Genomic DNA, 12,735 nt, shown 5'->3' with positions numbered 1-12,735 from the left:
ACCAAATATGGCGCACCATGGATCGCAGTCCATCACAAACAAAACCAGCTACCGCTGGCCACGCGAGCGCAGCTGGTACTGAATAGTTACCTTCACAACGCCTAGCAAAACCGTAGCGAGCGGAAGAAAGGCCTGGCGCCGCCGTTGGCTTGAGAAGCGCAACTGTACGATGGTACGGGGACGCCGAGTCAGCGAGCATCGCAGAGCGCAAATTTCGACGCGCAGCAGGTTTTGATAGGTGTAATCGGCGTAACTACTCGGCGGCCTTCGCTTCCGCAGCCTTGGCTGCCTTGTCGACCGCCTTATCGGCTTTTTCCGGCTTTTCAGCAGCCAGCGGCGGCAGTTCGCGCACGCCCAGCGAGGCGCGGACCTTGTTTTCGATCTCGCGGGCCAAGGCCGGACGCTCTTGCAGGAAGGCACGGGCGTTGTCCTTGCCCTGGCCGATGCGTTCGCCGTTGTAGCTGTACCACGAACCGGATTTCTCCACGATCTTGGCATCCGAACCCAGGTCCAGGATTTCGCCTTCGCGCGACGTGCCGGCGCCGTACAGGATGTCGAAGTGCGCTTCCTTGAACGGTGGCGCGATCTTGTTCTTGACGACCTTGACCTTGGTTTCGTTGCCGATCACTTCATCGCCGGACTTGATCGAGCCGGTGCGGCGGATGTCCAGGCGCACGGACGCGTAGAATTTCAGGGCATTGCCGCCGGTGGTGGTTTCCGGGCTGCCGAACATCACGCCGATCTTCATGCGGATCTGGTTGATGAAGATGACCAGGGTATTCGTGCGGTTGATGGAACCGGTCAGCTTGCGCAACGCTTGCGACATCAGGCGCGCTTGCAGGCCCGGCAGGGAATCACCCATGTCGCCTTCGATCTCGGCGCGTGGCGTCAGTGCGGCCACGGAGTCGATGACGACGAGGTCGACGCTGCCCGACCGCACGAGGGCGTCGCAGATTTCCAGCGCCTGCTCGCCCGTATCCGGCTGCGAGATCAGCAATTCATGCAGGTTCACGCCCAGCTTTTGCGCGTAGCCAACGTCCAGCGCGTGCTCGGCATCGATAAAGGCGCAGGTGCCGCCCAGTTTTTGCATTTCAGCAATGGTTTGCAGGGTCAGCGTGGTTTTACCCGACGATTCTGGACCGTAGATTTCCACCACGCGGCCGCGCGGCAAGCCGCCCACGCCCAGCGCGATATCCAGGCCGAGCGAACCGGTCGACACGACTTGCACTTCTTCAATCGGTGCGCTGGCATCCATGCGCATGACCGAACCTTTGCCAAACTGCTTCTCGATCTGCGCCAGTGCGGCGGCGAGCGCCTTGGCTTTTTCCGATGCGGGTACTACAGCTTTTTTATCGTCCATATGTTCTTTCAGCCTGACATTTAGCGCGTCGGTTAAATTCCGTGAGTTAAATTCAGCGCGGGGGTTAAATTCGTTACAGACACCACTGTATAAAAAAACAGTGATCAATGCAAGCGGAACGTGGATTTGTTTTGAAACAGATCAATACAGCCCTTGTTTTTCACAAAAACTCGCCACCTTGCGGAAAATGAAACACAATATAGACTTCTGATGTCCCGATGTTGCAAGCAGAGGAAGCCTCACCATGCGTATTTTACTTGCCGAAGATGACAGCGTCCTGGCCGATGGGTTGACCCGTTCGCTGCGCCAGTCCGGCTATGCCATCGACTACGTCAAGAATGGCCAGGAAGCCGATACGGCCCTGTCCACCCAGGAATTCGACTTGCTGATCCTCGACCTGGGCCTGCCGAAGATGTCGGGGCTGGAAGTGCTGCGCCGCCTGCGCGCACGCGCTTCCCTGCTGCCCGTGCTGATCCTGACGGCCGCCGATTCCATCGAGCAGCGCGTCAATGGCCTCGACCTGGGCGCCGATGATTATATGGCTAAGCCGTTCGCCCTGTCGGAACTGGAGGCAAGAGTGCGCGCCCTGACGCGCCGCGGCGCCGGCGGCGGCGCCACCATCATCAAGCACGGCCCGCTCAGCTATGACCAGGTGGGCCGCAGCGCGTATATCAACGACCAGATGCTCGATTTGTCGGCGCGCGAACTGGGCCTGCTGGAAATCCTGCTGGGTCGCACGGGCCGGCTCGTTTCAAAAGAGCAACTGGTCGACCACCTGTGCGAGTGGGGCGAAGAGGTGTCGAACAACGCCATCGAAGTGTATGTGCACCGCCTGCGCAAGAAGATCGAAGTGGGTGGCGTGCGCATCGCCACCGTGCGCGGCCTGGGCTACTGCCTGGAGAAATACTCGGAAGCGCGCCTGCACGCCGAGGCGGCCGACTCCGCTGCTCCCTCCAGCAAGTGAAGGGACCCGAGGCGCCGCCGGACGAAGCCGTCGACGACGACTGGTTCGAGCCGCCCACGACGGAGGAGGACGACACCATCGAGCACTCGCTGTTCGGCGAAATCCTCGACTGGATGCTGGCGCCCCTGCTGCTGCTGTGGCCGATGAGCATCGCCATCACCTACCTGGTGGCCAAGAGCATCGCCAATCAGCCCTTCGACCATGCGCTGGAAGACAGCGTCACCGTGCTGACCCAGCAGGTCAAGCAGGCCGACGGCGAAATGCTGCGCCGCGTACCCGACAAGCACAGCAGCAAGCAGGGCCGCGACTTCCTGCGCGGCGACGATGTCGATACCCTGTATTACCTGGTGGTGGGCGCGCGCGGCGAATACCTCGACGGCGACCGCGACTTGCCGCCGCCGCAGGACCCGGACAAATACCGCAGCGGCACGGTGCTGTTCCGCAACGACACCATCCACGGCGCGCCCGTGCGCGTGGCCTTTACCTATCTCGACATGCCTTCCAGCACCGAGGACGAACCGCGCCGCGCGCTGGTGCAGGTGGCCGAAACGCTGGAAAAGCGGGCGCAGCTGGCCAATGAAATCATCAAGGGCGTGATTTTGCCGCAGTTCATCATCCTGCCCGTCATCCTGGCCCTCGTCTGGTTTGCCCTGGCGCGTGGCCTGTCGCCGCTGGCGCAGCTGCAGGAACGCATCCGCGCGCGGCCACCCGACGATTTGTCTCCCATCGAATCGGGCCAGGTGCCCGAGGAAATCACGCCTCTGGTCGGTTCGCTCAACGAGATGCTGGCACGGCTGTCGCTGTCGATCGACATGCAGAAGCGCTTCATCGCCGACGCGGCGCACCAGATGAAGACGCCGCTGGCCGGCATGCGCATGCAGTCGGAACTGGCCTTGCGCCAGACCGACCACGACGAGATCCACCGCTCGCTGCTGCAACTGGCGAAAAGTTCGGAAGCGGCCACGCGCCTGGTGAACCAGCTGCTGGCCCTGGCGCGCGCGGAAAACCAGCCGCAGGCGGGCACCGCCTTCGAGCCCATCGAACTGGGCGAACTGGCGCGCGGCGCGGTGCAGGACTGGGTGCAGGCCTCGTTTGCCCAGCATATCGACCTGGGCTTCGAGCAATCCCCGTATTCGATCATGATTTCCGGCAATGCCATCATGCTGCGCGAGCTGCTGAGCAACCTGATCGACAATGCCCTGCGCTACACGCCGTCCGGGGGCAGCGTCACCGTGCGCGTGCGCAGCACGCCGGAGCTGGCCATCCTGGAAGTGGAGGACACGGGACCCGGCATACCGCAGACCGAGCGGGCGCACGTGTTCGAACGCTTTTACCGCATTCTTGGCAGCAATGCCGAAGGCAGCGGCCTGGGCCTGGCCATCGTGCGCGAAATTGCCCAGCAGCACGGCGCCGAAGTCGACATTTTTAACAATCCGCGCGCCACCTCGCCGAAATTGCCGGGCACCCTGCTGCGCCTGAGCATCGCCCTGCTGCTGCCGGACGCCCCCGAAGAGGATGACATCACGTATGGATAAGCCCAGCCCTCCCGCCGCGCCGGCGCGGCCGCCGCAGGTGCCCGGCCCCGCGTTGCAGCAGCGCCGCGCCGCACATTGGAAGAAAACCCGGCGCCTGACGGCCATCCTGCTGGCCATCTGGCTGCTGACGGGATTTCTGACCGTCTTCTTTGCCCGTGAACTGCTGCACCTGAACCTGTTCGGCTGGCCGCTGCCCTTCTACATGGCGGCCCAGGGCGCCTCGCTGGTGTACCTGGCCATCATCGCCTTCTATGCCTGGCGCATGCGGCGTCTCGACCGGGCTTTTCATGCCGAGGAACAGGCATGAGCGGACAACCCACCTTCTTTGCCCGGCTATGCCGCTACTACCTGCTGTTTTCCGCCGGTTTCGCCGCCTTCCTGCTGGCCCTGACGGTGCTGGAACAGGAAGGCATGCCGCGCGCGTGGATCGGCTACCTGTTCATGCTCGTCACCATCACCCTGTATGCCACCATCGGCGTCATCAGCCGCACCTCGAATGTCACCGAATACTATGTGGCGGGACGCCGGGTGCCGGCCATGTTCAACGGCATGGCCACGGCTGCCGACTGGATTTCGGCAGCCAGTTTCATCAGCCTGGCCGGCGGCCTGTACCTGAACGGCTTCGACGGCCTGGCCTTCATCATGGGCTGGACGGGCGGCTATTGCCTGGTCGCATTGCTGATCGCGCCCTACCTGCGCAAGTTCGGCCAGTACACCATCCCCGATTTCCTCGCCGCCCGCTATGGCAGCGGCCGCGATGGCCGCGGCGCGGCCGTGCGCGTGGTGGCCGTGGCAGCCACCATCATCGTCTCGTTTACCTATGTGGTGGCGCAAATCTATGCCGTCGGCCTGATCGCCTCGCGCTTCACGGGCGTGGATTTTTCTGTCGGCATCTTCCTCGGCCTGGCCAGCATCCTCGTCTGCTCCTTTCTTGGCGGCATGCGCGCCATCACGTGGACGCAGGTGGCGCAATACATCATCATCCTCATCGCCTTCCTGATTCCCGCCATGTGGCTGTCCGTCAAGCATGCGGACAATCCCGTGCCGCAGATCGCCTACGGCAAGGTGCTGCCCCAGCTGAGCGCGCGCGAGCACGTGCTGGAGAGCGACCCCAGGGAAATCGAGGTGCGCGCCATCTTCCGCCAGCGCGCGCAAAGCTACCAGGCACGCATCGACGGCTTGCCCGGTTCCTGGGAGCAAGGCCACCTGGCCGCCCAGCGCCAGCTCGATAACTTGCGTCAGCGTAATACCTCGCTGTTCGACATCCGCAATGCGGAACGCGCCCTGATCGCCTATCCGAAAAGCCCGGAGGAAGCGCGCGTGCTGTGGCAGGCGGCGCAGGCGAACAACCAGAAACGCGCCGAGCCGATCACGCCCCATGCGCAGCCCTTCCCCGCGCCGGACCGGGCGCAGTCCGACATCAAGCGCAACAATTTTCTGGCCCTCGTGTTTTGCATGATGCTGGGCACGGCTGCCCTGCCCCACATCCTGATGCGATCCTACACCACGCCGTCCGTGCACGACACGCGCGTGTCCGTGTTCTGGACCCTGTTCTTCATCCTCTTGATCTACCTCACGATTCCTGCGCTGGCCGTGCTGGTCAAGTACGATATTTACTCGGCGCTCGTGGGCACGCAATACAGCAACCTGCCCACCTGGGTGTCGTACTGGGCCAACGTGGACAAGCTCAGCCCCCTCATCAGCATCGTCGACGTGAACCGTGACGGCATCGTGCAGCTGGCAGAAATATCCATCGACGCGGACGTGCTGGTGCTGGCCACGCCCGAGATCGCCGGCTTGCCGTATGTCATTTCCGGCCTCGTGGCGGCGGGCGGCCTGGCCGCCGCCCTGTCGACGGCGGATGGCTTGCTGCTGGCTATTTCGAATGCCTTGTCACACGACATTTATTACAAGGTGGTCGATCCCACCGCCTCGACGCAAAAGCGCGTGACCATTTCCAAACTGCTGCTGCTGGCCGTGGCCTTCATCGCCGCCTATGCGGCGTCACAGAAGCCCGCCGACATCCTGTCGCTCGTCGGCATCGCCTTTTCGCTGGCCGCATCGACCCTGTTCCCGCCCCTGGTACTGGGCGTCTTCTGGCAGCGCGCCAACCACCAGGGCGCGCTGGCCGGCATGTTCACGGGCTTTGGCGTGTGCCTGTACTACATGCTGCACACGAGCACCATGCTGGGTGGCAATGCGAGTGGACAATGGCTGCATATCGCCCCCATTTCCGCCGGCATCTTCGGCGTACCGGCCGGCCTGGCGGCCGCCATATTGATCAGCTGGCTGACGCCTGCGCCGGGCCGCCGCAGCACGGGGCTGGTCGAGCATATCCGGGCGCCGGAATAATTACCAGGGAGACTGGTAAAAAGGACGGCCAAATGATAGCCTGAGGGAAACAGTGTTCAAAATAAATACTGTATTTAATAACCCCCGACAGGAGCATCCATGCAGTCCAGCCTGGCCCGTTTCACTTTGTCACTCAGCACCCTTTTCCTTGTCACCTCCACCAGCCTGCCAGCCTACGCCGATACGGACGCCAAGGCCGCCAGCAGCGCCGCCATCCCGATCGGCGATTTCTTCAACAACAACGCCTTCAGCGGCGCCGTGATGTCTCCCGACGGGCGCCACCTGGCCGTGCTCGTCAGCGCCAAGGGCGGGCGCGTGCAGCTGTACACCGTCGAGCTGCCGAGCATGAAAGTGAGCGGCCTGACCTCGTTCGAGGATGCCGATATCGCCAGCATCGCCTGGGTCAATGACCAGCGCGTCATCTACAGCGTCGCCGACCGCAACATCGCCCAGGGAGACGTGCAGTACGGTCCCGGCCTGTATGCAATCAATATCGATGGCAGCGGCTATCGTCAATTGGTCAGCAATACTTTTTCGAGAAAGAATCTGAACAGTTCGCGCGCCATGCTGACCGCAAATACGCGCCTGCTCAGCACCAGCAACATGGCCGGCACGGACGACGTATTTGTTACCCAGACGCAATGGAGCACCTCCGGCAAGCCATCCAACACCGTACACCGCCTCAATACGGTCACGGGCATCAGCAAGCTGGCCGCCTCGCTGAACGAGGCGCAGGGCTGGATGATGGACAAGCATGACGAAGTGCGCATCGCCACGACGTCCGACGACAAGAAATCGACGATTTACTATCGTGACAATGCCGAGACGCCATGGCGCAAGCTGCATGAAAGCGACATCTTCCACGCTGCCAAAGGCGACTTCACTCCCGCTTTCTTCGATGCCAGCGGCAATTTCTACGTGCGCGCCGCCTATAAGGGCGTCGAAGCGCTGTACCTGTATGACTTGCAAACGGCGACCATCAGGCCGACACCGCTGGCCGATACGCCCGGATATGATTTCAACGGCCAGCCCGTAAACAATGACAAGAAGTTACTGGGGCTGCGCTATGAAACGGATGCGGAGGGCACCCTCTGGTATGACAAGGACATGAATGCCATCCAGGCCAAGATCGATACCCTGTTGCCCAATACCGTCAACATCCTCTCCGTGCCGACCCGTGCGCAGACGCCGTTCGTGCTGGTCAGCGCCTCGTCCGATATCGAACCGGGTGCCGCACTGATCTACAACAAGGAAACGGGCATGCTCATGCCGCTGGGCGGCAGGCAACCGGCCATCGACCCGCTGCGCATGTCGCCCAAGACCATGGTGCGCTACAAGGCGCGCGATGGCCTGGAAATCCCTGCCTACCTGACCCTGCCCAAGGGCCACGGCGGCAAGAACCTGCCCATGGTCGTGATGGTTCATGGCGGACCGTGGATGCGCGGCGGCCACTGGAACTGGGACGCCGAAACGCAGTTTCTCGCCTCGCGCGGCTATGCCGTGCTGGAACCCGACTATCGCGGCAGCCTGGGCTACGGCGCGGCACACTACAAGGCAGGCTGGAAGCAATGGGGCTTGAAGATGCAGGACGACATCGCCGATGGCGCCCGCTGGGCCATTGCCAAGGGCTATGCGGACCCGCAGCGCATCTGCATCGCCGGTGCCAGCTATGGCGGCTATTCCACCCTGATGGGCTTGGTCAATGATCCCGAGCTGTTCAAATGCGGCATCAACTGGGTCGGCGTGACCGACATCAACATGATGCGCGATGGCCACTGGACCGGCGATTCCGACCTCAGCGATTCCTATAAGAAATTCGGCATGAACGACATGGTGGGCGACCGCGTCGCCGATGCGGCCCAGTTGAAAGCCACGTCGCCACTGGAACAGGCGGCCCGCATCAAGCAACCCTTGCTGCTCGGCTACGGCGGCGCCGACACGCGCGTGCCGATCAGCCATGGACGCGCCTTCCACGATGCCGTGAAGAAAACCAATTCCCAGGTTGAAATGGTGGTGTACCAGGAGGAAGGCCACGGCTGGGCCTTGCCGAAGAACAATATCGACTTCTGGACCCGCGCCGAGAAACTGCTGGCGCGCAGCATCGGCCCCGCAGCGGCGGGCACGTCCGGTGCCGCAGCCACCACGGCACCGCCAGCCGCACCATAAGCACATGCCGGGCGCTGCGGCATGGGCGCCCGGCCCTCTTCCCTGGAGCAATACTTTGCCTGCCGCCTCTGCCGGCCCAGCTGGCCGCCCACGGCAACGCAATGGCGGACTGCTTGCACGCACATTCACACACTGACGTTTCTTCGTCATCACGATCCAACAAGGAAAACATGCTTGCCAAACAGCTGTACACAGCACTGCTCGCCTCGCTGTACGCCCTGACTGCGGCACCAGCAGCATGGGCGGCCGATGCGCCGCCAGCCGCGGCTGCCACGCCCGCCACCACAGCGGGCGCCATGATACCCATCGAGGTTTTTTTCGACAACAGCGCCTTCAGCGGCGCCATCCTCTCGCCCGACGGCCGCCTGCTGGCCGTGCGCGTGGCCCCTCCCGGACAGCGCGTACGCCTGGCCGTGCTGGAACTGGCGAGCATGCAAGTCAAGGTCGTCGCCTTTTTCAGCGATGCCGACGTCAATACGTTTCGCTGGGTAAATAATCAACGCCTCGTCTTCGACCTGGCGGACCGGCAGCTGGCACAGGGCGCCTTGCGCTACGGTCCTGGCTTGTACGCCGTCAATGCCGATGGCAGCAATTACCGGCAACTCGTCACGCGCACCGATGTGCGGCAAAACAAGCGCGCCATATTGATGCTGCCGTGGAACACTTTCTTACTGGAAAGCATTGGCGACCAGCAATCGGACGACGTGTTCGTTGCCCAGCCGGAATTCACCCGTCCCGGCGAAATTAACGACCTGGCGCTGCTGCGCCTGAACACCAGTACCGGCATCGCGAAGACTGTCGCGCAGCCGCCCGGCACGCGCAGCTGGCTGTTCGACAAGCAAGGCCAGCTACGCATCGCACAGGTGCGCAACGGCGCGCAGGAAGAAATCCACTATCGCGACAATAGCGATGCGCCATGGCGCAAGCTGCTCCAGTTCGATGCCTATGGCGGCGGCAAGGAAGCCTTCACGCCCGCCTTCTTCGCCCCCGACGGCACGCTGTACGTGCATGCGCAACATGGCCGCGACAAGCTGGCGCTGTACCGCTATGACCTGGCGAAGAATCGCCTGGATGACACGCCCCTGGTCGCCTCGCCCGACTTCGACGTACAGGCGGAAATGCTGGGCGGCAGCGGCGGCCTGCTGGGCTTGCGCTATGAAACCGATGCGCAAACCACGCTATGGTTCGATGAAAAGATGCAAGCCATGCAAAAGCAGGTCAACGCCTTGCTGCCCATGAGCATCAACAGCCTGTCCACCGGCTGGCGCTCGGCCACGCCTTTCATCCTCGTGCGCAGCGTTTCCGACACCATGCCCATCACCTACCACCTGTTCAACAGCGAGACGGGCAGCCTGAGCGTACTGGGCAGCGCCCGTCCCGCCATCCTGCCATCGCAAATGGCCAACAAGGACTTGCGTCATTACAAGGCCCGTGATGGTCTCGACATTCCAGCCTGGCTGACCATCCCCAAGGGAGGGGCAAAAAAGCGCCCCATGGTAGTGCTCGTGCATGGCGGCCCCTGGGTGCGCGGCAGCTGGAACTGGAATGCCGAGAGCCAATTCCTGGCCTCGCGCGGCTATGTGGTGCTGGAACCGGAATACCGGGGCAGCACGGGCTACGGCCAGCACCACTTCCAGGCAGGCTGGAAGCAATGGGGTTTGAAAATGCAGGATGACATCGCCGATGGCGCGCGGTGGGCGATAGCCGAAGGCATCGCCGACCCGCAGCGCATCTGCATCGCCGGCGCCAGCTATGGCGGCTATGCCGCCTTGATGGGCCTGATCAACGACGCGGACCTGTACCGCTGCGGCATCGACTGGATCGGCGTCACCGACATTGAGCTGCTGCGCAATGGCAGCTGGGGCGGCTACTCGGACGTGTCCGAGCACTACCGCCAATACGGCATGCCCATCCTGATCGGCGACCCGGTCAGGGATGCGGCCCAGTTCAAGGCCACCTCGCCGTTGCAGCAGGCGGCGCGCATCACGCAACCCTTGCTGCTGGCCTATGGCAGCGCCGACCAGCGCGTGCCGCTGCCCCATGGCCGCCAGTTCTACGATGCCGTGCGCAAGACCAACGCACAGGTGGAATGGGTGGAATATGCCACGGAAGGCCACGGCTGGGCCTTGCCGGCCACCCGCTACGATTTCTGGCAGCGCGTGGAGAAATTTCTGACGCGCCATATCGGGCCTGGCGGCGCCAGCCAGTAACGTCCTGCAGCAGTTGGGACTGCTCCCTATGCTGTCACGAATCACCGAGGAATGGAAAGAATGAAGTTACCAATGTTGCGCGTGCTCTCCTCCTGCGGGCTGTTCTCCCTCGCGCTCGCGCTCGCCGCCCCGCCGTTTGCACAGGCACAAGGCAGGGCAACGGCAGTTGCCGCTCCGGCCGCCGCGCCCGCACTGCCGGCAAGCCTGTTCTTTGCGCCCCGCTCGCTGAGCGGCGCCACGCTGTCGCCCGATGGGCGCTCTCTGGCCATGCGGGTCTTGCCGGCCGGCGAGCGTCAGCGCGTGCGCCTGAGCGTGCTGGACCTGGCAAGCATGCAAGCCACGGTGGTGGCTTACTTCAACGATGCGGATATCGCCAACTTCCAGTGGGTCAATAACGAACGCCTGGCCTACGGTCTGGTGGACAGGCAGCGCGGCCAGGGACGGCAACGGTTTGCTTCAGGTATGTTTGCCGTGAACAAGGATGGTAGCGGCTATCGTCAACTGGCCACCCGCGAAGGCATCGTGCGCGACAAGCCTGGCATGCTGCTGCAGCCATGGTCGACCTTCCTGATCGATGACATCAGCGCGCAGCGAGGCGATTTCGTGTATGTCTGGCGCACCCATCTGAGCGCACTGAACTCGATCGCCGACACCTCGACCGGCCGTCTCAACACGCTGACGGGCGGCTACGAAACCGTGAACATGCCGCCAGACCTGCTGTACTGGATGAGCGACTCAGGCGTCGCCTGGCGCATGGACAAGGAATTCGCAGCCAAGCGCAACATGGCCTACACCTTTGACCGGCCAGCCGGCACTTGGCGCAAACTGGCACAGGCAATACCGCAAGATCCCGCCGGCGAAGCCATCGCCCCCGCGTTCCTGGCGCCGGACGGCCAGTTGTACGTGTATGCGCGCAATGGCGGCGACAAGCTAGCGCTATACCGATTCGACCAGCAAGGCCAGCGGCTCGATGGCGCCCCGCTGCTCGCCTCGCCCGACTATGATATCGAGGCCACCATGGTGCATGACGATACGAAGTTACTCGGTATCCGCTACCGGACCGATGCGGAAACCACCTTGTGGCTCGACGCGGATATGCAGGCCATGCAGCAAACCATCAATACGCGCCTGCCCGCTACGGTCAATACGCTGAGCGTGGCGCTACGCGCCGACGCGCCCTTCGTGCTCGTATCGAGCTGGTCCGATGTCCAGCCCCCCATCTATCGCTTGTTCGAACGGGCCAGCGGCAAGCTGATCCCCTTGGGCAAGGCTTTCCCTGCCGTCGCCGCCGAGCACATGGCGTCAAGACAATTGATGCACGTCAAAGCCCGCGACGGCCTGACCATGCCCGCCTGGCTGACCTTGCCCAAGGACGGCAACCGCCAGTTGCCGCTCGTGGTGCTGATTCATGATGGTCCCTGGGAGCGGGGCGCCTGGGGATGGAATCCGCCCAGCCAGTTTCTGGCATCGCGCGGCTATGCCGTGCTGGAGCCAGATTACAGGGGCAGCACGGGACTGGGCGCGCGCCATTTCCGCGCCGGCTGGAAACAATGGGGCCTGGCCATGCAGGACGATATCGCCGATGCAGCGCACTGGGCCATTGCCGAAGGCATCGCCGATCCGCAGCGCATCTGCCTGGCCGGCGGCGGCTACGGCGGCTATGCCACGCTGATGGGACTGGGGCGCGATCCGGCCCTGTTTCGCTGCGGCATAGCCTGGTCCAGCATCCCCGATTTGCGGGAACTCAAGGATGAAGTCAACTGGTGGCTCGATGACGCTTTGCGTAACAGCAATGAAAGCTATACGCTGGCCATGCTGCTGGGTGATGCGGACAAGGACAAGATCTTGCTGCGCGATAATTCACCGCGCCAGCAGCCTGCACGCATCCGCGCCCCGCTGCTGATGGCCCACGGCTACACCGACCATATCGTGCCCCTGTCCGAGGCGCGCGCACTATTCGATGTCATCCGCAAGACCAATGCCCACGCCCAATGGATAGAGTATGGCGAGGAAGGGCACGACTGGGTGCTGCCGCAAACCCATGCCGATTTCTGGCAGCAGAGCGAACAATTCCTCGATAAACATATCGGAAAATCCAGCGCTCCGGCAAAAATGGAGTAGGCTGGAGGGCCATTCTAGCCCCGAGGA

8 protein-coding genes are annotated in these 12,735 nt (G+C 62.9%); 7 read left to right on the top strand and 1 reads right to left on the bottom strand.

Annotated features, from left to right (window positions below; genetic code table 11):
- Positions 1 to 253: 253 nt before the first annotated feature.
- Complete coding sequence (gene recA, locus AC07VL_RS05525; protein WP_494804944.1) at positions 254 to 1,360, bottom strand: recombinase RecA; 1,107 nt, start codon at positions 1,358 to 1,360, stop codon at positions 254 to 256.
- A 244-nt stretch (positions 1,361 to 1,604) separates the two neighbouring features.
- Between recA and AC07VL_RS05520 the strand changes: the two genes are divergently transcribed.
- From AC07VL_RS05520 to AC07VL_RS05490, 7 genes are all read left to right on the top strand, one after another.
- On the top strand, positions 1,605 to 2,324 hold the full coding sequence (locus AC07VL_RS05520; RefSeq protein ID WP_494804943.1) for a response regulator: 720 nt from the start codon (positions 1,605 to 1,607) through the stop codon (positions 2,322 to 2,324).
- Positions 2,321 to 3,859, top strand: a complete 1,539-nt coding sequence (locus tag AC07VL_RS05515; protein WP_494804942.1) for a sensor histidine kinase — start codon at positions 2,321 to 2,323, stop codon at positions 3,857 to 3,859. Before AC07VL_RS05520 ends, AC07VL_RS05515 begins: the two co-directional genes overlap by 4 nt.
- On the top strand, positions 3,852 to 4,166 hold the full coding sequence (locus AC07VL_RS05510) for a DUF4212 domain-containing protein (RefSeq protein ID WP_494804941.1): 315 nt from the start codon (positions 3,852 to 3,854) through the stop codon (positions 4,164 to 4,166). The genes AC07VL_RS05515 and AC07VL_RS05510 overlap by 8 nt, the downstream gene beginning before the upstream one ends.
- The gene (locus tag AC07VL_RS05505) at positions 4,163 to 6,211 is read left to right on the top strand and encodes a sodium:solute symporter family protein (protein WP_494804940.1); all 2,049 of its coding nucleotides are present in this window, start codon (positions 4,163 to 4,165) and stop codon (positions 6,209 to 6,211) included. Before AC07VL_RS05510 ends, AC07VL_RS05505 begins: the two co-directional genes overlap by 4 nt.
- Before the next feature lie 99 nt (positions 6,212 to 6,310).
- Entirely contained in the window at positions 6,311 to 8,377 is a 2,067-nt protein-coding gene (locus tag AC07VL_RS05500; protein ID WP_494804939.1) for a S9 family peptidase, read from the top strand.
- A 170-nt stretch (positions 8,378 to 8,547) separates the two neighbouring features.
- Positions 8,548 to 10,587 carry an alpha/beta hydrolase family protein gene (locus AC07VL_RS05495; protein WP_494804938.1) on the top strand — a complete coding sequence of 680 codons (2,040 nt, stop codon included), beginning with the start codon at positions 8,548 to 8,550 and terminating at the stop codon, positions 10,585 to 10,587.
- A 60-nt stretch (positions 10,588 to 10,647) separates the two neighbouring features.
- Positions 10,648 to 12,708 carry an alpha/beta hydrolase family protein gene (locus AC07VL_RS05490; RefSeq protein WP_494804937.1) on the top strand — a complete coding sequence of 687 codons (2,061 nt, stop codon included), beginning with the start codon at positions 10,648 to 10,650 and terminating at the stop codon, positions 12,706 to 12,708.
- The last annotated feature ends 27 nt before the right edge of the window (positions 12,709 to 12,735 follow it).

The sequence above is a fragment of the Janthinobacterium sp. GW821-FHT03C08 genome, assembly GCF_059420905.1.
This window is presented reverse-complemented; position numbering and strand designations above follow the sequence as displayed.

Coding starts and splice junctions, on each gene's coding strand:
- recA (WP_494804944.1), bottom strand. CDS start 1,360: ATGGACGATAAAAAAGCTGTAGTACCCGCATCGGAAAAAGCCAAGGCG.
- AC07VL_RS05500 (WP_494804939.1), top strand. CDS start 6,311: ATGCAGTCCAGCCTGGCCCGTTTCACTTTGTCACTCAGCACCCTTTTC.
- AC07VL_RS05520 (WP_494804943.1), top strand. CDS start 1,605: ATGCGTATTTTACTTGCCGAAGATGACAGCGTCCTGGCCGATGGGTTG.
- AC07VL_RS05490 (WP_494804937.1), top strand. CDS start 10,648: ATGAAGTTACCAATGTTGCGCGTGCTCTCCTCCTGCGGGCTGTTCTCC.
- AC07VL_RS05505 (WP_494804940.1), top strand. CDS start 4,163: ATGAGCGGACAACCCACCTTCTTTGCCCGGCTATGCCGCTACTACCTG.
- AC07VL_RS05510 (WP_494804941.1), top strand. CDS start 3,852: ATGGATAAGCCCAGCCCTCCCGCCGCGCCGGCGCGGCCGCCGCAGGTG.
- AC07VL_RS05495 (WP_494804938.1), top strand. CDS start 8,548: ATGCTTGCCAAACAGCTGTACACAGCACTGCTCGCCTCGCTGTACGCC.